This window comes from Mesorhizobium sp. P170090 (assembly GCF_057786115.1).
Genome location: NZ_JBYNWH010000001.1, coordinates 137,269 through 159,130, shown reverse-complemented (window position 1 = coordinate 159,130; position 21,862 = coordinate 137,269). Strand labels below are relative to the sequence as shown.

The window sequence follows — 21,862 nt, the reverse complement described above, 5'->3', positions numbered from 1 at the left end:
CATCATGAGCGCATCCGTGCATTGAAATCAAGCGCTATTTCTGTAATATTGATTGAACGGACATTCAAAATGAAGTGAAGAAAGCCGGCTTTCCTGCCCTTGGCGCTTCGCTTTCTGTCCGGTGAAATTACGCTCAGACGATGCGAGGCAATGATGGCGGCTGCAAGAGACCTAAGAGCGATGGAAATGGCTGACGGTGGCGATGCGGTCGAGCTGGCCAAGCGCCATCTCATCCAGCCCTGGCCTTATGCCGGCTCGGTCGGCAATGAAGCGCGTGCGCTGATCGGCGAGGGCGATGGCATCTACATCACCGATGTAACAGGCAAGCGACTGATCGACGGGCCGGCCGGCATGTGGTGCATCAATGTCGGCCACCGCCGCGAGGAGCTGGCCAGGGTGATGTACGACCAGGCGATGATGCTGTCCTACAACACGCCCTGGTATACGATGAATGCGCCGTCGGCCGAGCTCGCCAAGCGCCTCGCCGATCATGCGCCGGGCGATCTCAGCCATACCTTCTTCACCACCGGCGGATCGTCGGCTGTCGAGACGGCACTGCGCTTCATGCAGTTCTACAACAATGTGCGCGGGCGGCCGGAAAAGAAGCTGATCCTCAGCCGCGGCGGCGCCTATCACGGCTCGACCTATCTGTCGGCCTCGCTCAACGGCCGGCCGCGCGACCGCGACTGGATGGACGGCGCCGACGATCTGGTCGTCAAACTGTCCTCGCCAGACCCGTTCCGGCGGCCGAAAGGCATTGACATCGCCGCCTTCTGCGATTTCCTGGTCGATCAGTTTCGCGATACGGTCGCCCGCGTCGGCGCAGAGAAGATCGGTGCTTTCGTCGGCGAACCGGTGCAGGCATCCGGCGGCGTCGTCGTGCCGCCGGATGGCTATCTCCAGCGCATTCGCGAAATCTGCAGGGACAACGATATCCTCTATATCTCCGATGAGGTGGTGACCGGCTTCGGGCGGCTCGGCCATGTCTTTGCCTCCGGCGATGGCTTCGGCATCGACCCCGACATGATCACCTTCGCCAAGGGCGTTACATCAGGCTATTTCCCGCTTGGCGGCGTCATCATCTCGGAGCGGCTGCTTCAGGAAATGCGCCGTTCCAACCATCCCGATGCGATGTTCGGCCATGGCCTGACCTATACCAGTCATCCCATCGGCTGCGCGGTGGCGCTGAAGAACCTCGATATCCTGGAAGACAGCGTGCTGGCCCACACGCGCGATGTCGCGCCCTATTTCCAGGCGCAGTTGAAGACGCTGGAGGAACTGCCGCTGGTTGGCGAAGTCCGCGGCATGGGCCTGATGGGCTGCGTCGAGTGCGTAGCCGACCGCGAAAGCAAGGATCCGCTGCAGCTCGACAAGGATGTCGGCAAGCGCATCGACGCGCATTGCCACGAACTCGGCCTCCTGGTCCGGCCGCTGATCAACATGTGCGTGATGTCGCCGCCGCTGATCATCACGCGAGAGCAGATCGACGACATGGTGGCGATCCTGCGCGAAGGCATTTCGCGGACCATGGATGATCTGCGCAAAGAGGGCGTGTGGCAGGGGTGACTGGCAGTTCCGCCCCTACACCTGCGAGCGCATAGCCTCATTGAGGTTCCACATGTCCTTCTCCTCCGGCGCCGTCTCCAGGCCCAGCACCGGGATCTGCTTGCGCAGATGGTCGTGGTGGGTGCGCACACCGTATTCGAGGTCGGAGAGATAAAAACCCTCGAAGGCCTCCGAGATCATGGACTCGTTTGACCAGACGGAAAGCTGCACGTCCTCGTTCATGGTATCGCGGTCGATGCGGTAGGCGAGATAGCGGGCGGCCGCCTGTTCCCGGGTCTCGTCGGGGTAGCGGTAGATGGCGCCGCGCAGCAGCGTCTCGCCGGTCGACAGCGGGAACTCCTGATAGAACTGCACCGATTCCGGCATGATCGACAGCGCGTTGTTGGGGAAGATGCCGTAATAGATCCAGGCCCTGCGCAGATGCTCCGGCAGGTGTGAGGCATCGGGCGTGAGCTTGATGTATTCGCGCACGCTCCAGCGCCGGCCGGCATGCGGATTGTAGGTGGCAAACGAGCGCGACACGCCGTTGATGAACGGCTCGTCGAAATAGGTCGAGCCGTAGAGATCCTGCAGCGCCGGATGCGCCATGGCGACGTGGTAGCCTTCATTGTCGACGTCGCGCACCGACTTCCAGTTGACCGGCGTTTTCTGTGTCCAGATGCCCCAGGACGGCACCATCTCGGCCACGTTGTAGTGTGCCATCTCGGCCTCGATCGGCTTCAACAGTTCGGCCACCGAAGGCTGCGGGCCGCCCTTGCGAAAGCGGACAAAGATGAAGCCCATCCATATCTCAAGGTCGAGCGGCATCAGGCCGAATTCGGTCTTGTCGAGCTCGGGGAAGGAGCGCGGCCGGGCGGCGCCGCGCAGCGTGCCGTCGAGATTGTAGACCCAGCCATGGAACGGGCAGACCAGCGCGTTCTTGCAGGTGCCCTGGCTGTCGGCGACGACGCGGCTGCCGCGATGCCGGCACATGTTGTTGAAGGCGCGCACGACGCCGTCCTTGCCGCGCACGATGAGCGCCCGCTCGCCGACCACGTCCATAGTCAGATAGTCGCCGGCATTCGGCACGTCGCAGACATGGCCGGCGATCTGCCAATGGTTGCGGAAGACGTATTCCTTCTCAAGTTCGAGAAGCGCGTCGGAGTGATAACTCCAGCCCGGCAGACCCCGCCGGTCCCAATCATTGGGGATCGCCACGTCACGGAGATGCGGGTTCATAAAAAAGCTCTTCTTTTATTGAATACTCATTCAATAAAACCATATTTTACATTGAAATGCAATGGCTTGTAGAAATCACAACTTTTCAAGTCGGCACAACAGGACCAGCTGAAAGCCAGAAAATCCCGGAATATCCGGGCGTTAACCGGGGGCGTGAAATAGCTGTCCGGCATGCGGATTTGGCCGTGCCGAGCTTGCAAACACGGCCCGCTCCGAGACGAAAATACCTGGCGTCCGCAAATTCGATCCGCAGTGTGAGCTTGTTCATAGTGCGGCCGACAGGAAGCGGGCTTGGTGCGTTCGCGGCCCGCCTGTCGTCAACATTTGATTGCCCGGATGAAACAGCTTCGCAAACGCATCTTGCCGTCGGCACATGACCGGATCTGTCCGGATATGCCCGAATTTCTTGTTTCAAACCTGTTACGCGGGCAAGCCAAGCGCATCATTCGCCCGTTACCAGGCGCGCTTAGGTTCGTTTCATAAGAAAACGAAGGGGAGCAGCAATGCATACGAAAGTCGAGATCACTAGCAACGAACGACGCGCCAAACTGGCACTGCGTCAGCGCGCCAGCGACCATCCGGTTGCGATGTTCTCCATGCTGGGCGCCTGCGCTCTGGCCGTCATGTTCCTGACACCGGCTTCCGGTCCGGCTTTTGCTTCGCTCAACCCGCCGGCCAATGTTGTCCAGGGCGCGCCGACCACCATCAAGACCGCCCGGCTGCCGGAGCCGGAAATCGATTTTGCCTGCCAGGGTCAGGCCTGGGGCGCCGAGAGCGCGGAGTGCCTGCGCGTCATCGCCGCCCAGTCCGGCGTGCACAAGGCGCGTTCCGTCCGCATGATCGCCAACGCAGCGCCGCTGACCACGACACCCAACGTTTTCTGAACCTCCCGAGCGCTTCCTCCCGCGCTCGTTCTTGGCTCCCGCCGCTTCCCTCGGTCGGGAGCCTCTTTTTTAGGGCCTATCGATATTCGGGTGAGGCCGGCCTGCGCATGGAGGTTCCCTGCGCTTCCGGTGCTCGCGTACTTCAAGTACGCTCCGCTCCGGTTCTCGGGAACCACCATTCTCGACTCGGCCTGACCCGAATCTCGATAGACCCTACATGGGTGCTTCCGAAAACTTAGCCGGCGGCGGCGACCTGGTCGGCTATTGCCGAGAGTACGCCGCGGACGTCCAGCGTCGAGAACGGCTTTTCCAGGATTTGCGGGCGCTGCGGCGCCGGCAAGGCTTCGATCTCGGCCTTGGCGCCGATCAGGTCGCCGGTGACCAGCACGAAGCGTTTGGCCAGCGCCAGGTTGTCGGCGAGCAATTCGCGGTAGATGGCAATGCCGCTGGTGCCGGGCATGCGCAAGTCGGAAAAGACGATGTCTGGCGGCATGTGGCCGGTCAAGGTCGCCGCCGCCGACGTCCAGGCCGGCACGACCCGCGACTTGATACCCATCAGTTCCAGGATGTCGGAGAGGGAGCCGGCGACGTCGGGTTCGTCGTCGATGATCAGCGCATGGCGCAAGCCGCTGGAACGAGCCGGGCTGTCGCCGGCTGCTGCCGCGCCGCCGGTGATTACCGGCAGCTGGACGACGAAGCGCGCGCCACGCGGCAGCACCTCCTCGAACCAGATATTGCCGTTGTGGCGCTCGACGATCGATTTCGAGATCGACAGGCCGATGCCGGTGCCGACGCCGACCGGCTTGGTGGTGAAATAGGATTCGAAGATGCGGCTGCGGATCGCCTCGGGAATGCCCGGTCCGTTGTCCTCGACCGAAAACCCGGGGTTGCCGCGATCGCTGCGGAATGTCCGCACCTTGATCAGGCGGTCGCCGCCGATACCGGCCAGAGCGTGTTGGCTGTTGATCAGGAAATTGGCGGCCACCTGCGTGACGTGGTCGGCATCGGCCATCGCCAGCAGCGGGCCGGGCGCGAAATCGGTGTCGATGATGATGCCGCTCGAGCGTGCGCCATAGGCGGTTACTTCGAGTGCGGCGCGGATCACCTGGTTGAGATCGGTCTCGGCCTGCGCCGCCGGATGCAGGCGCACCATCGACAGGAAGCTTTTGACGATGCGGCCGCAGCGCTCGGCAGCGGCGCGCACTTTCTCGGCGCGAACCTTGGTCTGCGGGTCGGTGGCGAATTCATGCAGCAGCGTCGACTGCGCAACGACCACGGCGAGCGGGTTGTTGAGCTCGTGCGAAACACCGGCCAGCAGTGAACCCATCGCCGCCATCTTCTCGTTCTGGTGCAGTTTTTCGCGCTGGCGGTTGATCTCTTCTTCGGCGCGCAGCTTATCGCGCAGATCGCGGATCGAACCGAAGATGAGCTGACGGTCAGCCACCCGCATCTCGGTCGCCGTCAATTCGATGGGAAACACCTCGCCGGCCGCATTCTGTGTCACGGTCTCAAGCCGTTGGCCAACCATCGGCGCGCCGCGGCCAGACATGTATTCGGCGCCCGAGACATAGCCCTTGCGGTAATATTCCGGCACCACGGTATCGAGCAGGTCCTTGCCGAGGATGTCGCTGCGCTGATAGCCGAACATCTTTTCGGCGGCCGGATTGAATTCGATGATCGAGCCGGTCTCGTCGATGACGATGATGGCGTCGAGCGACGCCTGCAGCATGGTGCGGCGGATGACTTCGCTGGCATGGGCGTCGGACGGCGAGTGCTCGATGGCGTCGCCGATGGCGAGCGCGATGATGTGCATCGTCGCCTCTTCCTCTTCGGTCCATTCGCGCTCGTTTAGGCAGTCATTGACCGCGAACGTGCCCCACAGATGACCGTGCGCGAACACCGATACCGACAGGAACGACTTGATGTGCTGCTTTTCGAAATCGGCCCTGAGGAACCCGTCGAGATCGCGCGTATGGCCGGCGAAGATCTTGCCTTGCCGCTCGTCCTCTCCAATCCGCTCCAGCAGCGGATCGGTATCGACGATCGACTGCATGATCACCGTCGGCGAAGCCAGTTCGCCGCCGAAGCGAGGATCGATCCAGTAGGCGGCGACCGATTGGGCGAAGCCCTGGCCGGGCAATTCGCGCAGCCTGAACAGGATGCCGCGCTGGCAATTCATGGCGCTGCAGAGCGTTTCGAGGATGGTTTCCATCTCGCGCTGCCAGTCGCCGGCATCGCGCAACCGGCGGACGACGCGCACAGCCGCCATCGCGGCGCTCTGGCGAGCGCCTTGCGGGTCCATACGTGGTGCTGGTTCAGCGGTCATGTCAGCCATCAGTAAAGGGCCGTCGAATTAGGCAGCTATGGAGCATTTCACGAAAAAGGTGAAACGCTCCATGTTTCAATGCAATCCCGAACGGAAATCGCTACGCACTGTTCCTGGATTGCTAGAGCGTTTCACCGTTTCACGGAAACGGAGAAGCCTCTATCTCTTTGTTTTTACGCAATTCCGGGCGGAAAACCGCGTACACTTTTCCTGTAATTGCTCTAGTGCCCGTCACCGGTCGGCAGCGAGAAGATATAGCCTTCGCCGCGCACTGTGCGCAAAAATTTCGGATTGGCCGGATCGGTTTCGATCTTCTTGCGCAGCCGCATGATGCGAATGTCGACGGCGCGCGACGATTCAGGATCCTCAACAAAACCAATCGCCTCGGAGATCGCCGATCGCGTCAACAGCCGGTTGGCGCGGGTCAGGAAAACCTCCAGCACATCGAACTCGCTCTTGGCCATGTCGATGACGGCGCCGTTGGCGCCGGTGACAAGCCTGCCGTCGAGGTCGGCCTGGAACGGGCCGAAGGTCAGGCGGCGGCCGCCATCGGCTTGTGTCTTCGCCGCCTGGGGCGGGCTCGGCTGCGGAACGCGGCGCAGCACGCTGCGCACACGAGCCAGCACCTCACGCAACTCGTAGGGCTTGACGATGTAGTCGTCGGCGCCAAGCTCCAGCCCGACAATGCGGTCGAGTGCGGTGCCGGCAGCCGTGGCATAGATGATGCCGACCGGTATTTTCGAGCGCAGCCAGCGGCCGAGCGACAGTCCGTCCTCGCCCGGCATGGCGATGTCGAGAATGGCCAAATGAAACGATTCCGTCTCCAGCAAGGCGCGCGCCTCGGCCGCGCTTCCGGCCTGGGTCACATCGTAGCCGTTGGCGCCGAGATACTCGGCGACCGCGTCCCGGAGATCGGGCTCGTCCTCGACGATGACAATCCGTGCCCGCACTATGGCCTCGCTCCCGCTTTCAGCGGAAAGTAGATTGGGTATAAACATGATGTCCAGCACTCATATCCGGTTGCGGGGGAACGGGAAGAAAAACATGGCTGCACGATCCGTCATCGCGCTGGTTTCCGTCGCCGATGTGGTGGCCGGCGATCTTGCCGATCATCTCGACCGGCGCGGCCATGACGTGCGCGAGGCGCGGCAGCCCTGGGAAGCTGAATCCCTGCTTTCGGCCGGAGGCATCGATATCGTCATCGTCGGCGACAGCCTCAGCCAGGCGGAAGGGCGGGACCTGCTCAGGCGTTATGGCGGCGGCCAGAGCGCGGACGGGAAGGCGGGGCCGGATTTCATCCTGATCTGCCGGCCGGCCGATCTGGTCGACAAGGTGCTGGCGCTCGAGCTTGGCGCCGCAGATGTCGTCGAAAGTCCGCTCAATGTCAGGGAGCTTGCCGCGCGCATCGGCGGCCTGCTGACGCGGCGCGGCAGGTCCGCCCAGGAACTGATCGTGCTGGAAAATGCCACCGTCGATTTGCGGTCGGCCATCGTCATGCACCGTTCGGGTACGGAAGAACAGCTGTCGCCGGGCCAGGTGGCGCTGCTCAGGCTGTTTCTGGCCAGCCCGCGCAAGGTGCTGACGCGCGACGACATCATTGCGGCGGCGCCCGCCGAAAATGCCGATGCCTTCGACCGCTCGATCGATTCGCGCATCGTGCGGCTGCGCCGCAAGCTCGACACCGAAACCATCACAACTATACGCGGCGCAGGCTACCGGTTCGACCCGCCGACGCAGCGCGCCGACTGAGGGTCGGGAGGCTGGATTGTTCCTCGGCTCGCCCAAAAAAGCTGCGCAATCTCGGGCGCCATGCATAGGCGTCAGCGCACCACCAGAAGCGATGGTCCCGACGGCAATTCGCTGGCGACTACGATTTCGCTGGCGGCATGCGCGCGGTCCTTCAGGAGAACCGTGGCGAGACCGGCAAAGCCGAGCAGGCCTTGTGCATAGAGCAGTACCGAAAGCACGGAGGCTGCAGATTTCGTCTTCATCGGTTGTCCCCAAAAATCAGAACCGCGGGTGCTTCAGGATAAACCCGAAGTGCCCGCGTCGCCCACGGAGCCCCCCGTTGCGACGCGGGCCTTCGGTCCTCTCGGCAGCAAGTTGCCGGAGGGGCCGCGCATCCACTTCAACCCGAGGCCGACCCGCCAGAGGGCCCTGAGACGGTTGATGCGCAGACTGGAGACAATCCAGACCAAGGCTATGAACAGCGCGGCATGCAGCGTCGAAATCTCACCCGAATTCATCACCGCCAGTTTCGTCATCGGGGTGCCGGCTACTGTGCCGATGCCGCCGACGACAAATGCGGCGATGCTTATCCTGAAGAGCCAGGACAGGGTGGTCGATTTGATGCTCATTTTCGTTGGCGCCGGCTGTTCTCGTTGGGATGACTGTGCCGCGAGCCTGTAACCAGATCATGCCGCCCAGGCCGCGCTTTGTTGCAAGTCGGTTTCGAGCGAAGCCAATCTTCTTTCATATAAGGACATCAGCACTTTCGTTTGGGGGCGCGGTGCGTGATCGGGAGTGCGCAGCGAAGGCGGAGCACGCTTCCCTTGTCCACCTTGCTTGTTAACCAGAGGAAACAGATTCGAAACACAAACGAGCCTCAGCGAAGTCAGTCTGAAACATGGCGCGGGGATAAGGCGGCCACCGAATTGACGCCGGCAGGACCGGCAAAGAGGAGCCATCATGTACAAAGCCATTTCCGCCAAACTCATCAACGTCACCGCCGCAGCCGGCGGCGCCGCGCTTCTGCTTGGCACCGCCAACAGCACCGCCCATGCCGCGGCAAACCAGATCGTGGCGCGTGTTTCGCTGTCGCAGCAGACCATGGAAGTGCTGGTCGATGGCCGGCCGACTTTCGCCTGGAAGGTCTCGACCGGCGACAGTGGGCATGTCACGCCGACCGGCTCGTTCAAGCCGACCCGCATGCACGAGATGTGGCATTCGAAGAAATACGACAACGCGCCGATGCCGCATTCGGTCTTCTTCAGCGGCGGCTACGCCGTGCATGCGACCAACGCCATCAAGCGGCTGGGACGGCCGGCGTCGCATGGCTGCGTGCGGCTGCATCCCGACAATGCCGCCGACTTCTACCAGTTGGTCGAAACCTTCGGCCCGACCAACACCAGCATCGTCATCGTCAAGTAGCAGACTGCGTTTGGAGCGATGGTGCAGCGCAGCCGGCCAGGTCATGCCGCACCGCAAGTTCCCGCCTGAAGCTCCATCAGAGCTTCGCGGTAAATCAATCCAGTCAAAAAAGAGGCCGGAAATTTCCGGCCTCTTTTCGTTTGTTCGCTAACGCCGTTCGCAGCTCAGTCCGCGTGCACCGGCATCAGCTTCGGGTCTGGCTTTTCGGCGTGGTGCGGCAGGTCCTTGCTGGCGATGAAGGTGTAGAACATCGGCACCACGAACAGGGTGAACATGGTTCCGACCAGGATGCCGGTGAAGATCACGAGGCCCATCGAATAGCGCGCCGCCGCACCAGCACCACTGGACACGATCAGCGGCACGACGCCGAGCGCCATCGCCGCTGTCGTCATCAGGATCGGCCGCAAGCGCACCTTGGCCGAGGCGACGATCGCATCGCGCCGCCTCATGCCATGCAGCTCGCGCTGCTGGTTGGCGAACTCGACCAGAAGAATGCCATGCTTGGTGATCAGACCTATCAGTGTGATCAGGCCGACCTGCGTGTAGATATTGAGCGTTCCAAGCCCCAGATTGAGCGGCACGATGGCGCCAAAGATCGACAGTGGCACCGCCATCATGATGATCAGCGGGTCGCGGAAGCTTTCGAACTGCGCCGCCAGCACCAGATAGATGACGATTACGGCGGCTGCGAACGCGATAAGGATCGTGTTGCCCTGCTCCTTCTCCTGCCGGGACTGGCCGGAATAATCGATGAAGAAGGTATCGGGCAGGCTCTCCTTGGCAAGGTTCTCCAGGGTCTGCAGCCCGTCGCCCGTGGTGACGCCGGGAAGCGGCAGCGCTGATATCGTCGCCGAGTTCAGCTGGTTGAACTGCTCGATCGCGGCCGGCGCGGCGTTGGTCGAAATCTTCACTACCGCTGAAAGCGGCACCATTTCGCCGGTCACGCTACGCACGAAATATTCGCCGAGCTTCTCGGGATTGTCGCGGAATTCCTTCGGCACCTGCGGGATGATGTCGTAGCTGTTGGAGTCGCGGTCGAACTGAGCCACTTCGGCGCCGCCGACCAGCAGCGTCAGCGTCTGGCCGATGTCGGCGATCGGCAGGTTGAGAGCCGCCGCGCGGTCGCGGTCGATGGTCACCGTCACCTGCGGAGCGTCAAAGGACATCGAGTTTTGCACGACGATGAAGCGGCCGGAGGCCTGCGCCTTGTTCTTAATCTGCTCGGCCGCCTCGTAGACCTCGGCGGAACCACCGGTCGAGCGCACCACCATGGAGATCGGCAGGCCGCCGCCGGAGCCCGGCAGCGTCGGCGGCGCGAAGACGAAGGCCTCGACGCCGGCCACCTTGCCGAGGCGTCCCTGGATATCGGCTTGAAGCTCCTTTGAGTTGCGCTGGCGCTCGGCCCAATCCTTGAAGGCGAAGCCGACAAAGGCGCCGTTGGTGGCGCCGCCAAAGGCAACGGCAGAGAATTGCGCCCTGGTTTCGGGAATGTCCTTCACCAGGCCGAGGATCTGGTTGACGTAGGTCTCGGTGTAGTCCGAGGTCGCGTAGCGCGGTGCCGTCACGATCGACAACAGGAAGCCCTGGTCCTCTTCCGGCGCCAGTTCGCTCGAGGTCTTGGTGAACATGAAGCCGGTGAGCGCAACCAGCGCCACGACCATCAGCAGTGTCACCGGTCGATTTCTCAAGGAGGCGGTGACCGCCCGCTCATAGACATGCTCGACACGGCTGAAGGTTCCGTCGACGACGCGCTGGAAGCGACTGTGCGATCCCGCCTTGAGCAGACGCGCCGCCATCATCGGCGTGATGGTGACGGCTATGAGGCCGGACAGCACCACCGAACCGGCGAGCGTCACCGCGAACTCGCGGAACAGCGCGCCGGTCAGGCCGCCGGTGAAGGCCAGCGGCGCGAACACGGCGGCGAGCGTGATGGTCATGGCCACGATGGCGGAGAAAATCTCGCGCATGCCGTTGAAGGCCGCCTGCATCGGCGACATGTGGTCCTCCTCCATGTGGCGATGAATGTTCTCCACCACCACGATAGCGTCGTCGACGACAAGGCCGATGGCCAGCACCATGGCCAGCAGCGACAGAAGGTTGATCGAATAGCCGACCGCAAACAAAAGAAAGCAGACGCCGACCAGCGACAGCGGGATGGTCACGATCGGCATCATCACCGAGCGGAATGAGCCGAGGAACAACAGGATGACCACGACGACGATGGCGACGGCTTCGGCGATGGTCTTGAACACTTCATCGATCGAGGCGCTGATCTGTTCGGTGGAATCGTAGACGATTTCGATGGTCATGCCTTTCGGCAGCGTCTCTTGAATCAAAGGCACGATCTTGTGGATCGCCTCCGCCGTTGTCAGCGGGTTGGCGGCCGGCGTCGGGAAGATGGCGAGGAAGGTGCCGGGCTTGCCATTGAAGCTCACCCTCGTGTCGGTGCTCTCGGCGGCAAGCTCGACTCGCGCCACGTCGCGCAAGCGCACCACCTGGCCGTCCGTCGAGCGCAGCGGAAGCTCGGCAAAGGCCTCAGGCGTCTGCAGCGTCGAGCGAACCGTGATCGAGGAGACGACATATTCGTTCTCGGTGTTGCCGGGCGCCGACAGGAAGTTGGAGTTGTTGATCGCCGCCAGCACTTCGGCGGCGGTGACGCCACGCGCAGCAAGCTTGACCGGGTCGATCCAGACCCGCATCGAATATTCCTCGGCGCCGAAGATCTGCACGTCGGCGACACCTTCGACCGTCGACATGCGGGGCCGCACGACGCGCTCGATATATTCGGTGAGCTGCTCCTTGCTCATGTTCGGATTCTGCATCGAGATGTACATCATCGCGAACTCTTGGCCGGTGCCCTTGACGATGACCGGGTCCTTGGATGCATCCGGCAAGGTGCCGCGTACGCCCTGCACCTTCGACAGGACCTCGGTGAGCGCGACATCCGGATTGGAGCCGAGCTTCATCTGGACGACCACAGTGCTCGAAGACGGCCGGCTGGACGAGGTGACGTAGTCGATGTTCTCGGTCGAGGCGACGGCCCGCGCGATCGGGGCGGAGATAAAGCCCTGGATCAGGTCGGCGCTGGCGCCGGGATAGGCGGTGGTGATGGTGATCGCCGTCTCGTCAACCTTGGGATACTGCCGGATCGACAGGTTGAAGATGCCCTGGAAACCCAGGAGCAGGATCATGCAGGCGAGGACGGTGGAGAGGACCGGCCGGCGAATGAAGATGTCGGAAAAGTTCATTGCTGAGCCTGCTGGTTAGCCGACTTGCTGGGGTCAATGGTGTTGTCGACAGCGACGGACATGCCGTTGAAGAGACGGTTCTGACCGGCGGTGACGACCTCGTCACCGGCCTTGATGCCCTCGATGATCTCGACCATGCCGTCGTTGCGGCGGCCGGGCTTCACGAACACCTGCGACAGCACGAGCGCCGGCTTTTCCGGTTCTGCCGCGGGCTTCGCCGCGGCGTCTTCGGCAGCCGGTTTCGCGTCTGCCGGCTTTGCATCTGCCGCCGGCTTTGCTGCGTCGGCCCCCGCGGCAGGCTTTTCCTCGGGTTTCGCGGCTGGGGCGCCTTCCGCCGGCTTCGCCGGAACGACGACGAAGACGAAGTCGCCATAGAGGCTCGACGTCAATGCCGTCTGCGGCAAGGACAGAATGTTTTTCTCCTGCGGCAGCTCGACGCGAACCTGGACGAACTGGCCGGGCGTCAGCTTGCCGTCAGGGTTGGCGACCTCGCCGCGGACGGACACCAGGCGGCTTGAAGCGTCGATCTTGGGATCGATGCCGCGAATGGAGCCGGCAAACGGCATGTCGGCGCCGCCGCCGGTGCCGCCGAGGCCGAGCCGCACCGCCTGGCCTATCTTGAGCAGCGGCAGCTGCTGTTCGGGTACCGAGAAATCGACCCGCATGGTGTCCAGATCCTGCAAGGTCACCACTGCGTTGCCGGGCGAGAGATATTGGCCGAGGTCGATCTTGGGGATGCCCACGGTGCCGGCGAACGGCGCCGTCAGCTGCTTCTGATCGAGCACGGCCTGCAGCTTGTTGACCTGCGCGGCGGAGGCCGATGCAGCGGCTTGAGCGGTGTCGAGCGTGGCATCCGTTCCGACGCCGCGCCGCTGCAGCTCCAGCGCGCGTTCGAGCGCCGTCTTGTCGGACACGGACTGCGCCTTGGCCGCGACCAGATCCGCGCGTTCGACGGCATCGTCGAGCTGCAGCAGGACCGAATCGACCGGCACCTTCTGGTTGGCATGGAAAAGGATGTCCTTGACGATGCCGCTGGTCTCGACGGTAAGGTCGACACCGCGCACGGCGCGTACCGTGCCGATCGCCTCGACGCCCGGCGTCCAGTCGGAAGGCTTGACGACAACCGTCGATACGGTCGTCGCCGGCGGCTTCATGGTGGCGAAATACTGTTTGATAGCGTTGTCGCGGAACAGGTTGAAGCCGACAACGCCGACGCACACCAGAGCGAGCAGAAGCAGAATTGCGGTGATAGAGATGAAGCGCTTCACGAACTGTCCCCTCGGCCGGTGTCCGGCAAAATAGCCGAATAGCGGGACACTTATCGACGCCAGGTCCCGATTACAAATGACGGCGAACTTACTGTACCGTCTGGACGGTCTTGTCAATTCCGCCTAGGCTGGTGCGGGGGAAGGGATCGATGAAGACCCAAAGGGCAAATTCGCGCGACAAGATACTCGCCGCCGCCGCCGATGTCGCACGCGAGACCGGTCCCGGCAGCCTGTCGCTTGACGCCGTCGCCAGCCGCGCCGGCGTGTCGAAAGGCGGCCTGTTATATAACTTTCCGACCAAGGCCAAACTGATGCAGGGCCTGGTGGAGAATTACCTGCGCGCGTTCGAGCTGGCGCTGGAATCGGGCCGTGTCGCCGGCGCCAGCGGCGAGAGCCTGCTCGCCACCTATATCCGGCTCTCGGCGGATGATTGTGAGGAGCCGAAGCCGACGGCTTCGTGGATATTCTCGGCGATCGCCGAGGATCCGGATTTCCTGACGCCGATAAAAGCCTTCAAGTCACAGCTGCTGCAGCGGCTGAAGAGCGAGACGCCGGACCTCAAGACGCTGCTGGTCTGCTTTCTGGCCATCGAAGGGCTGCGCAGCATGAACCTCTTCGATTCCGACGTGCTGTCCGCCGACGAACGCCACTTGCTGGTATCGGCCCTACTGGAGATTGCGGGATAGCTTAGGGCGTCGCGGTCGAAGAAGCGATACGGGCCGGGCGGAAAGGACGGTTAGTGAGCGGCATGGCATAGGCACGCATCACGACATCGGCGATTTCAAGCTACAGCCCCCCTGATTCGTTGGATCGATGCTTCAGGAATGACTGCGCGAATGCGCGGCCGACTATGTTGCGCCGCACCATAACACTGCCGTGCCAGCCTTGACGTGTCAGCCTTGAGACGGCGCTCGGCGAGGCCGGCAAAGCGCGTTTTAGGGCTGTGATGGCGCCGGCATATGGTTATGGCATTGTCATGTTGCGGCGCACAAACTATGTGCCTTTGTAGTCCTCCTAACAGTCGCGAGATCTCCATGGGTTCCCTTTCTTCGAAGAATGCGCTCGTCACCGGATCGACCAGCGGCATTGGCCTGGCCATTGCCCGCGCCCTTGCCGCCGAGGGCTCCAACGTCACGATCAACGGCCTTGGCGAAGCCGCGGCGATCGAACAGGAGCGCGCCGGCATCGAGAAGGATTTCGGCGTCCAGTGCCGCTACTCCGGCGCCAACATGATGGACGGCGCAGCGGTGACCGCCATGGTGCGCGAAGCCGAGCAGGCCTTAGGCAGCCTCGACATTCTGGTCAACAATGCCGGGATACAGCATGTCGCGCCAATCGAGGAGTTTCCCGACGACAAGTGGGAAGCCATCATCCGCATCAATCTGCTTGCCGCCTTTTACGCGATCAAGGCCGTGGTGCCCGGCATGAAGGCGCGCAAATGGGGCCGCATCATCAACACCGCGTCGGCGCATGCACTGGTCGCCTCGCCGTTCAAGTCGGCTTACGTCTCGGCCAAGCACGGCATAGCGGGTCTGACCAAGACGGTAGCGCTGGAAGTCGCGCAGGACGGCATCACCGTCAACGCCATCGCGCCCGGCTATGTCTGGACGTCACTGGTCGAAAGGCAGATCCCCGACACGATGAAGGCGCGCGGCATGACCGAGGAACAGGTCAAGCGCGACGTGCTCCTGGCGGCACAGCCGACGAAGCAATTCGTCACCGTGGAGGAGCTCGCCGCGCTGACGCTGTTTCTGTGCTCGGACTCGGCCAGGCAGATTACCGGCACGACTTTGCCGATGGATGGCGGCTGGACGGCGCAGTAGGCGCGGTCCCCCGGCGCCGCTCTTTCCTTGACAAAGACGAAGGATCAATCCAGCATTGTGGCAAGGGGTTCCTTCGCGACGACCCCGTGAGGCGTCAGCCCAATGATCGCGTCCAAACTCTCACTCTGGAGGTGGACGCCATGCCGTCAACAACCGCAATCACCGTAGCGCAGCTTTCCCGCCTTGTCGGTCTGTCCGACGCGCCTGTTCTTGTCGATGTCCGCATCGACGAAGACTACGACGCCGATCCGCGGCTGCTTCCGGCCTCGTGCCGGCGCGACTTCAAGTCTGTTTCGAGCTGGGCGGCCGAGTTCACGGGGGCTCATGCTGTCGTCATCTGCCAGAAGGGGCTGAAGCTCTCGCAAGGCGTTGCCGCATGGCTGCGCCATGAGGGCATTGCTGCCGAATCCCTTGAAGGCGGCTTCGAGGCGTGGCAGGCGGCCAAGGGACTTCTGGTCAAGGCCGACAAGATACCGCCCCGCGACGACAAGGGCCGCACGGTCTGGGTGACGCGTGCCCGCCCCAAGGTCGACCGCATCGCCTGTCCCTGGCTGATCCGCCGCTTCGTCGATCCCTCGGCGGTGTTCCTGTTTGTCGAGCCGTCTGAAGTGCTGGCGGCCGCCGATCGGTTTGGGGCGGTTGCCTTCGACATCGACGACGTGTTCTGGAGCCATCGCGGCGAGCGCTGCACCTTCGACACGATGATCGAAGAGTTCGGGTTGCGGTCCGAAGCGCTCGATCGCCTTGCGCTGATCGTGCGTGCAGCCGATACGGCGCGCCTCGATCTCGTACCGCAGGCGGCCGGGTTCCTCGCTGCATCGCTCGGGCTGTCGCGCATGTTCCGCGACGATCTCGAACAGCTTGATGCCGGCATGCTGCTCTACGATGCGTTCTTCAGATGGTGCCGCGATGCCACTGACGAAACCCACAATTGGCCCAGCGCGGGCAAAGCGCCATGAGCGCCCTCGCCGCGGACGACGATGCACAGGCTACCGAGGCTCCGGTCGTCCCGACCTTCCGCCAAGCCGCGAAACTGTGGGCAAGGATCGGCCTGCTCTCCTTCGGCGGGCCGGCCGGACAGATCGCGCTGATGCACAAGGAATTGGTCGAGGATCGCCGCTGGATCGGCGAGCAGCGGTTCCTGCATGCGCTCAACTACTGCATGCTTCTGCCAGGCCCCGAGGCACAGCAGCTCGCCATCTATATCGGCTGGCTGCTGCACCGGACCGCCGGCGGCCTCGTCGCCGGCATCCTGTTCGTGCTGCCCGGTGCGTTTGTCATGCTGGGCCTCAGCATCTTCTACGTGCTTTACAATGATGCGCCTGTCATCGAGGCGCTGTTTTTCGGCATCAAGGCGGCGGTGCTGGCCGTCGTCGTCGAGGCGGTCCTCCGCATCGGCAAACGGGCGCTCAAGAACCGGGTGATGGTGGCGATCGCGGTGGCCGCGTTCCTTGCCATTTATGTCATCAGGCTGCCGTTTCCGCTGATCATCCTGGTTGCAGGGCTGACCGGCTGGATCGGCAACCGCTTGGCACCGGCGCGTTTTTCCGGAGCCGCACGCGGCAAGGACAATTTGCCCGATGTCAGGGGCGCCGTCGACGTCATGTTCGAACGCGGCGACCTCGCTCACACCAAGCCGACGAAATGGCACGCGCCGCGCACCATCGCGATCTGGCTGCCGATCTGGCTCGGGCCGGTCGTACTGATCCTGGCGCTGACCGGCCCTGCCAGTGTTTGGGCACAGCTTGGCGGCTTCTTCAGCCTGATGGCGGTGGTCACATTCGGCGGCGCCTACGCTGCGCTCTCCTATGTCGCGCAGGCAGCGGTGACCTCGTTCGGCTGGCTGGCGCCGGGTGAAATGGTCGATGGGCTTGGTCTGGCCGAGACGACGCCGGGACCATTGATCCTGGTGCTGCAGTTCGTCGGCTTCGTCGCCGCCTATCGTCACGCCGGTGCGATGGGACCGCTTGTGGCCGGATCGCTCGGCGCATTGCTGACGCTCTGGGTGACGTTCGTGCCGTGCTTCTTCTGGATCTTTCTGGGTGCCCCCTACATCGAGGCGCTGCGCGGCAACAAGGCGCTGTCGGCGGCGCTGAGTGCGATCACGGCGGCTGTGGTCGGCGTGGTGATGAACCTTGCGCTGTGGTTCGCACTGCATGTCGTCTTCGGCGCGTTGCACCGTTTTGGTCTTGGGATGGAGCTACCGGTGCTGTCGTCGCTGGATTGGCGCGCCGCGCTGCTGGCGGCGGCCGCCATGGTCGCCATGCTGAAACTGAGGATCGGCATGCTGCCGACATTGGCCGGCTCGGCGCTGGCCGGACTGGCGCTGCTGGCCTTGCCTGCGTAGCGTCCGAAGGCGCGACCAGCCATTATCACAGCCGGATTTTTGAGGTATGCCGGGCCGGCGCACAACGGTCGCGGGCGCTGGTAGGATCAGCGCTGGCCCCGGAGATACGCTTTACGTCGAACCCGATACCGCCAAGCTGAACCTGCTCGACGGAGAGCGGCGCGCTGGCGAACTGATTTGACGAGGTTGGCCGAGCTGTTCAAAGTCGATCCTGGATCGCACAACGGGATATGACATGGTGGATTCCGATCGGATCGACAAGCTGATCGCAGGGGTGCCCCCCGCCTTGGCGCTTCGTGCCGGGCTGGACCTTGGCATCTTCACCTGGCTCGGCGGCGATGCTGCGACTGCCGACAGCCTTGGGGCAGCGCTCAAAGTCGAGCCCGCTCGTCTGTCGCGGCTCCTCTACGCGCTCGCCAGCATCGGTCTCCTCGACGTCGAGGATGGTCAGTTTCGCAACGGAGCCGAAGCGTCGGAGTTTCTTGACGCGTCCAAGCCGACCTATCGCGGCGGCGATCATGTGCTGCTGCGCGAACTCTGGGGAGCCGACCTTTTGACCGCAGAGTCGCTGCGGCAGAATTGGCCGGCCGCGCTGCACGACTTTTCCGAAGCGGGGCCAGAATCCGCAGCGGCCTTCAGCCGCATGCTCGCACCGGGAGGGGTGATTTTCGGCCGAAATCTCGCCCGTGAACTGGACTTCTCGGCGGTCGGTTCGGTGATCGACATCGGCGGCGGCGCCGGGACCATTCTGGTCGGTCTTCGCGAGCGATGGCCGCATATTGCGGCGACTTTGATGGAACTCCCGACGGTCGCGGCGGTCGCACCAGCGATCCTGTCGGAATACGGTGCCGGCGATGTGGTTGTCGAAGAAGGCGACATAACGGTCGCGCCATCGACCGGCCGGCATGACTTGGCAATCCTGAAGGCTGTCGTCCAGGTCCTGCCGCCGGACCAGGCGCGCAGTTCGATCCTGAACGCGGCGCGTTGCCTCACCCAAGGAGGCGAGATCGCAATTGCGGGGTGGGGTGTCGTCGATGACGACCGTCTCGGCCCGCCTGAGGGTGTCTTTCTCAATCTCACCTTCCTGAACCTTTACCGCACAGGCGAATCGTACACGGAAGGTCAGTATCGCGGGTGGATGGCCGGGGCTGGGTTCCGGGATATCTCCAGGTCGCAGCTGACCGACGGCACCACGTTGTTTCGTGGGCGCCTCACGGACTGATCGTGGCTGGAGTGGTTGGTTTCGGGCGTGTGTGGCCCTCAGAGCCAGCCCCGGACGGATTGCACAAAGTTCCTGAGGCGGCGTGAGCCGATCTTTCCCCTTACCGGCAGCGCGGTGTCCCCTGTCTTCTCGATAGCTTCTTCGCAGAGGGGGCATTTAAATGTCACTTGGTCGACAACAAAGTTCGGGATAGCGGCATATTTCGCATTCGTCGATTGGGGCGGAACCTCCGACAGGATGTTGCGCGGTCGCTGCAACTTGCGCCTAGCTAGCCCGTTCGACTACGTCGAATCGGAATGGAGTTTTTAGACATTCGTTTATCTATTCGTGGTTTCTAATACATATGGCATCCAACGCGTTCACCCGGATTTGGTTTGCTTTGAGCCGCCTAAGGCGCGCCACGAACGGTAACGTTGCCGTCATCGTTGCCTTCACCTTGCCGGTCGTGGTTGGCGGCGCCGGCCTCGGTGTGGAGACATCCTTTTGGTATTACAGCAGCCTTAAGCTGCAGGCCGTTGCCGATGCCGCGGCCTATGCCGGCGCGCTCGAGAAAGTCGCGGGTTCCGATAACCCGACCATCATCGCCGCCGCCACGCAGTCCGCGACCTCGAACAATTTTGCCACGCCGGGCACCATCCAGGTCAACACGCCGCCATTGTCCGGCCCGAACACCGCGAAGAAGGCAGTGGAGGTCATCGTCAAGCAGAACCTCGACCGCTACTTCACGGCGATTTTCAACCAGGCGCCCGTTGCCGAACAGGCAAGGGCGGTGGCGCTGATCAATGACGCCTCCAAAGCTTGCGTGCTGGCGCTCAGTCCGTCGGCCTCCCAGGCTGCGCTCTTTTCCGGCAACACCACCGTCAACCTCACCGGCTGTTCGGTCATGTCGGACTCGATTGCCTCGGACGCGATAAAGACGCAGGGCTCGGCGGTGCTCAAGGCCGACTGCCTGATCACGGTCGGCGGCATGGTGCTGAACAATCCAGCGACCACAGTCTGCAAGTCCAACATCACCCGAGCCTTGCCGGCAGCCGATCCTTTCTCCGGCTTGGCGACGCCGACAGCCGGCAACCCTTGCAAGAATGTCAACGGCAACAAGACGTCGCAAACACTCCAGCCTGGCACCTACTGTAGCGGCATGAGCCTCAGCGGCAACGTCACCCTGCAGCCCGGCGTCTACGTCGTGCAGGGCGGTATGAAGGTCAACGCCAACGCGGTCGTCGCCGGCAGCGGGGTAACCATCTTCATGGCAGGCAGCAACACCGTCAGCATGAACGGCAACGCCAAGGTGACGCTGAGCGCGCCTACCTCCGGAGCCTATTCCGGCGTGCTGTTCTACGGCGACAGGACCGGGACTGCGGCACAGAGCACCTTCAACGGCACAGCGGACTCGCTTTTGACCGGCGCCATCTATTTTCCCAGGCAGCAGGTCAACTACCTTGGCAACTTCTCGGGGAACGGTGGCTGCACTCAGGTCGTCGCCGACACTATCCAGTGGTCAGGCAGTACGACGATCAAGCAGAACTGCAAAGGCCTCGGGATGGACGACATTCCGGCGGCACTGTCCGTTCAGCTTGTCGAGTAGCGGGATGGGTGGGCGGACCTTGCGCATTGTCCGGGACAAATCCGGGATAGCCGCCGTGGAGTTTGCCATGTTGCTGCCCGTCCTGTGCTTGGTCTGCCTCGGCATCGCCGATGGCTGGTCCTACGTGACGAGTTACCTGCAGATGCGCGCGGGCGTCAAAACCGCGGCCAATCTCGTGATGGCCGGCGCGTCCAATGACACCGGGACGCAGGCGGTCGCGCTTTCGAGCTGGAACGACAAGCCCGAGGACGCCGCGGTCGTGCTGGTCCGCTCCTATTTGTGCGGCGCCACGGTCGTGGATGAGACCACCATCTGCGGCGGAAAGAAAATCTTCGTCCAGATAACGGCGACGGGCACCTGGGTGCCCCCGTTTAACTTCGGTGTCTTCCCGGACCCGCGCGCGATCAGTCATCAGCAGGTGATCCGTGTCCGCTGAAAGGATCGGATCCAGGTGGCGCCGTGACTGCTCCGGCGCAGCCGGGCTGGAATTCGCCTTGATCGCGCCTTTCCTGGTGATGCTTTTGTTCGGAATCTTCGCCTTCGGCTGGGCCATGAATGCCGTGTCGACCGTCCGCTATACACTGGAAACCTCTTCCCGGGCGCTGCAGCTGAACAACACGCTTTCGCAGAGCGACATCCAGGCCATCGCCACGCAGAAATTGGTGAACCTGGGTCTGAAGAACGTCATTGTGACGATCGCGACCGACCCTGCCAGCGGCGGTTTCAAGATGGCGCATCTGACCGCCAGCTATGCCTTCGTCATCGCTTTCCCGTATTTCGACCAGTATCCGATAAATTACGCCACGACCGTCACGGTGCCCCTGGTTGCCAGCTAGGATACGGCCGGCTTGGTTGAGTTGGCGGCGCCGAACTCAGACCGTAACGGATCGACTGGGAACCATCGCTCGATCTGGAATTGTACTTGCAAGAGGTCGATTCTCTTCGCGGCTGTAGATGCTTAAACCTCGCTCCTGAGACCTCAGGGATGGACTTTTTCTATGGAACTAAAGTCAGGCTGCTTGCTTGGTCGCGTCCGTGAAAATCACCTAAGACCAGTCCATCAGTGCTGCAACATGCGGACAGGCTATCTCAGTCACCAAGCCTTTGATCTTGCTGGTGATCCCGACAGGAATCGAACCTGTGACCTACAGATTAGGAATCTGCCGCTCTATCCTACTGAGCTACGGGACCACGCGGCCCGACACATAGCCGCTTCCGATCGTTT

General features: G+C 62.7%; 19 protein-coding genes and 1 tRNA gene. 12 read left to right on the top strand and 8 right to left on the bottom strand.

Annotation, left to right across the window (positions count from 1 at the left end; all coding sequences use genetic code 11):
* The first annotated feature begins 153 nt into the window (after positions 1 to 153).
* The gene (locus tag AC3EML_RS00770; RefSeq protein ID WP_023745794.1) at positions 154 to 1,566 is read left to right on the top strand and encodes an aminotransferase; all 1,413 of its coding nucleotides are present in this window, start codon (positions 154 to 156) and stop codon (positions 1,564 to 1,566) included.
* A 15-nt stretch (positions 1,567 to 1,581) separates the two neighbouring features.
* Here AC3EML_RS00770 and AC3EML_RS00765 read toward each other — a convergent pair whose 3' ends face one another.
* Positions 1,582 to 2,784 carry an aromatic ring-hydroxylating oxygenase subunit alpha gene (locus AC3EML_RS00765; RefSeq protein WP_023696407.1) on the bottom strand — a complete coding sequence of 401 codons (1,203 nt, stop codon included), beginning with the start codon at positions 2,782 to 2,784 and terminating at the stop codon, positions 1,582 to 1,584.
* A 503-nt stretch (positions 2,785 to 3,287) separates the two neighbouring features.
* Here AC3EML_RS00765 and AC3EML_RS00760 point away from each other — a divergent pair.
* Positions 3,288 to 3,668, top strand: coding sequence for a hypothetical protein (locus AC3EML_RS00760; protein WP_023670066.1), 381 nt, complete (start codon positions 3,288 to 3,290; stop codon positions 3,666 to 3,668).
* A 235-nt stretch (positions 3,669 to 3,903) separates the two neighbouring features.
* Here AC3EML_RS00760 and AC3EML_RS00755 read toward each other — a convergent pair whose 3' ends face one another.
* Complete coding sequence (locus AC3EML_RS00755; protein WP_023670065.1) at positions 3,904 to 5,994, bottom strand: hybrid sensor histidine kinase/response regulator; 2,091 nt, start codon at positions 5,992 to 5,994, stop codon at positions 3,904 to 3,906.
* A gap of 221 nt (positions 5,995 to 6,215) precedes the next feature.
* Positions 6,216 to 6,944, bottom strand: a complete 729-nt coding sequence (locus tag AC3EML_RS00750) for a response regulator (RefSeq protein ID WP_023670064.1) — start codon at positions 6,942 to 6,944, stop codon at positions 6,216 to 6,218.
* Between the two features lie 94 nt (positions 6,945 to 7,038).
* Here AC3EML_RS00750 and AC3EML_RS00745 point away from each other — a divergent pair, with 94 nt between their 5' ends.
* Positions 7,039 to 7,743, top strand: coding sequence for a response regulator transcription factor (locus AC3EML_RS00745; RefSeq protein ID WP_023670063.1), 705 nt, complete (start codon positions 7,039 to 7,041; stop codon positions 7,741 to 7,743).
* Between the two features lie 71 nt (positions 7,744 to 7,814).
* On the opposite strand, the gene AC3EML_RS00740 is transcribed toward AC3EML_RS00745, so the two are convergent.
* Both AC3EML_RS00740 and AC3EML_RS00735 read right to left on the bottom strand, forming a co-directional pair.
* Positions 7,815 to 7,985: a hypothetical protein gene (locus AC3EML_RS00740; RefSeq protein WP_023670062.1), complete on the bottom strand. Its 171-nt coding sequence runs from the start codon at positions 7,983 to 7,985 to the stop codon at positions 7,815 to 7,817.
* 33 nt (positions 7,986 to 8,018) lie between these two features.
* Positions 8,019 to 8,351: a hypothetical protein gene (locus AC3EML_RS00735; protein ID WP_023670061.1), complete on the bottom strand. Its 333-nt coding sequence runs from the start codon at positions 8,349 to 8,351 to the stop codon at positions 8,019 to 8,021.
* Positions 8,352 to 8,682: 331 nt separating this feature from the next.
* On the opposite strand from AC3EML_RS00735, the gene AC3EML_RS00730 reads away from it, so the two are divergent.
* A complete protein-coding gene (locus AC3EML_RS00730) occupies positions 8,683 to 9,144 on the top strand; it encodes a L,D-transpeptidase (protein ID WP_352498130.1) in 462 nt (153 codons plus the stop codon).
* Positions 9,145 to 9,308: 164 nt separating this feature from the next.
* Here AC3EML_RS00730 and AC3EML_RS00725 read toward each other — a convergent pair whose 3' ends face one another.
* Both AC3EML_RS00725 and AC3EML_RS00720 read right to left on the bottom strand, forming a co-directional pair.
* The gene (locus AC3EML_RS00725) at positions 9,309 to 12,392 is read right to left on the bottom strand and encodes an efflux RND transporter permease subunit (protein ID WP_023696405.1); all 3,084 of its coding nucleotides are present in this window, start codon (positions 12,390 to 12,392) and stop codon (positions 9,309 to 9,311) included.
* Positions 12,389 to 13,660: an efflux RND transporter periplasmic adaptor subunit gene (locus AC3EML_RS00720; RefSeq protein WP_352521777.1), complete on the bottom strand. Its 1,272-nt coding sequence runs from the start codon at positions 13,658 to 13,660 to the stop codon at positions 12,389 to 12,391. The genes AC3EML_RS00725 and AC3EML_RS00720 overlap by 4 nt, the downstream gene beginning before the upstream one ends.
* A gap of 149 nt (positions 13,661 to 13,809) precedes the next feature.
* On the opposite strand from AC3EML_RS00720, the gene AC3EML_RS00715 reads away from it, so the two are divergent.
* From AC3EML_RS00715 to AC3EML_RS00680, 8 genes are all read left to right on the top strand, one after another.
* On the top strand, positions 13,810 to 14,346 hold the full coding sequence (locus tag AC3EML_RS00715) for a TetR/AcrR family transcriptional regulator (protein WP_023670057.1): 537 nt from the start codon (positions 13,810 to 13,812) through the stop codon (positions 14,344 to 14,346).
* Between the two features lie 348 nt (positions 14,347 to 14,694).
* Positions 14,695 to 15,483 carry a 3-hydroxybutyrate dehydrogenase gene (locus AC3EML_RS00710; RefSeq protein ID WP_023670056.1) on the top strand — a complete coding sequence of 263 codons (789 nt, stop codon included), beginning with the start codon at positions 14,695 to 14,697 and terminating at the stop codon, positions 15,481 to 15,483.
* 140 nt (positions 15,484 to 15,623) lie between these two features.
* Positions 15,624 to 16,442, top strand: coding sequence for a chromate resistance protein ChrB domain-containing protein (locus AC3EML_RS00705; protein WP_023670055.1), 819 nt, complete (start codon positions 15,624 to 15,626; stop codon positions 16,440 to 16,442).
* The gene (chrA, locus tag AC3EML_RS00700; RefSeq protein WP_023690134.1) at positions 16,439 to 17,830 is read left to right on the top strand and encodes a chromate efflux transporter; all 1,392 of its coding nucleotides are present in this window, start codon (positions 16,439 to 16,441) and stop codon (positions 17,828 to 17,830) included. The genes AC3EML_RS00705 and chrA overlap by 4 nt, the downstream gene beginning before the upstream one ends.
* Positions 17,831 to 18,065: 235 nt before the next feature.
* On the top strand, positions 18,066 to 19,052 hold the full coding sequence (locus AC3EML_RS00695; protein ID WP_488505133.1) for a methyltransferase: 987 nt from the start codon (positions 18,066 to 18,068) through the stop codon (positions 19,050 to 19,052).
* A gap of 379 nt (positions 19,053 to 19,431) precedes the next feature.
* On the top strand, positions 19,432 to 20,637 hold the full coding sequence (locus AC3EML_RS00690) for a pilus assembly protein TadG-related protein (RefSeq protein WP_348524259.1): 1,206 nt from the start codon (positions 19,432 to 19,434) through the stop codon (positions 20,635 to 20,637).
* Between the two features lie 4 nt (positions 20,638 to 20,641).
* Positions 20,642 to 21,073, top strand: coding sequence for a TadE/TadG family type IV pilus assembly protein (locus AC3EML_RS00685; RefSeq protein ID WP_023690708.1), 432 nt, complete (start codon positions 20,642 to 20,644; stop codon positions 21,071 to 21,073).
* Entirely contained in the window at positions 21,063 to 21,473 is a 411-nt protein-coding gene (locus tag AC3EML_RS00680) for a TadE/TadG family type IV pilus assembly protein (protein ID WP_023708223.1), read from the top strand. Before AC3EML_RS00685 ends, AC3EML_RS00680 begins: the two co-directional genes overlap by 11 nt.
* 278 nt (positions 21,474 to 21,751) lie before the next feature.
* Here the strand turns inward: AC3EML_RS00680 and AC3EML_RS00675 are convergent.
* A tRNA-Arg gene (locus AC3EML_RS00675) sits at positions 21,752 to 21,828 on the bottom strand.
* Positions 21,829 to 21,862: the final 34 nt, after the last annotated feature.

What these genes read in the sequence shown, in the direction of transcription:
- AC3EML_RS00770 (WP_023745794.1), top strand. Translation starts at nt 154, where the DNA reads ATGGCGGCTGCAAGAGACCTAAGAGCGATGGAAATGGCTGACGGTGGC.
- AC3EML_RS00765 (WP_023696407.1), bottom strand. Translation starts at nt 2,784, where the DNA reads ATGAACCCGCATCTCCGTGACGTGGCGATCCCCAATGATTGGGACCGG.
- AC3EML_RS00760 (WP_023670066.1), top strand. Translation starts at nt 3,288, where the DNA reads ATGCATACGAAAGTCGAGATCACTAGCAACGAACGACGCGCCAAACTG.
- AC3EML_RS00755 (WP_023670065.1), bottom strand. Translation starts at nt 5,994, where the DNA reads ATGACCGCTGAACCAGCACCACGTATGGACCCGCAAGGCGCTCGCCAG.
- AC3EML_RS00745 (WP_023670063.1), top strand. Translation starts at nt 7,039, where the DNA reads ATGGCTGCACGATCCGTCATCGCGCTGGTTTCCGTCGCCGATGTGGTG.
- AC3EML_RS00740 (WP_023670062.1), bottom strand. Translation starts at nt 7,985, where the DNA reads ATGAAGACGAAATCTGCAGCCTCCGTGCTTTCGGTACTGCTCTATGCA.
- AC3EML_RS00735 (WP_023670061.1), bottom strand. Translation starts at nt 8,351, where the DNA reads ATGAGCATCAAATCGACCACCCTGTCCTGGCTCTTCAGGATAAGCATC.
- AC3EML_RS00730 (WP_352498130.1), top strand. Translation starts at nt 8,683, where the DNA reads ATGTACAAAGCCATTTCCGCCAAACTCATCAACGTCACCGCCGCAGCC.
- AC3EML_RS00725 (WP_023696405.1), bottom strand. Translation starts at nt 12,392, where the DNA reads ATGAACTTTTCCGACATCTTCATTCGCCGGCCGGTCCTCTCCACCGTC.
- AC3EML_RS00715 (WP_023670057.1), top strand. Translation starts at nt 13,810, where the DNA reads ATGAAGACCCAAAGGGCAAATTCGCGCGACAAGATACTCGCCGCCGCC.
- AC3EML_RS00710 (WP_023670056.1), top strand. Translation starts at nt 14,695, where the DNA reads ATGGGTTCCCTTTCTTCGAAGAATGCGCTCGTCACCGGATCGACCAGC.
- AC3EML_RS00705 (WP_023670055.1), top strand. Translation starts at nt 15,624, where the DNA reads ATGCCGTCAACAACCGCAATCACCGTAGCGCAGCTTTCCCGCCTTGTC.
- chrA (WP_023690134.1), top strand. Translation starts at nt 16,439, where the DNA reads ATGAGCGCCCTCGCCGCGGACGACGATGCACAGGCTACCGAGGCTCCG.
- AC3EML_RS00695 (WP_488505133.1), top strand. Translation starts at nt 18,066, where the DNA reads ATGGTGGATTCCGATCGGATCGACAAGCTGATCGCAGGGGTGCCCCCC.
- AC3EML_RS00685 (WP_023690708.1), top strand. Translation starts at nt 20,642, where the DNA reads ATGGGTGGGCGGACCTTGCGCATTGTCCGGGACAAATCCGGGATAGCC.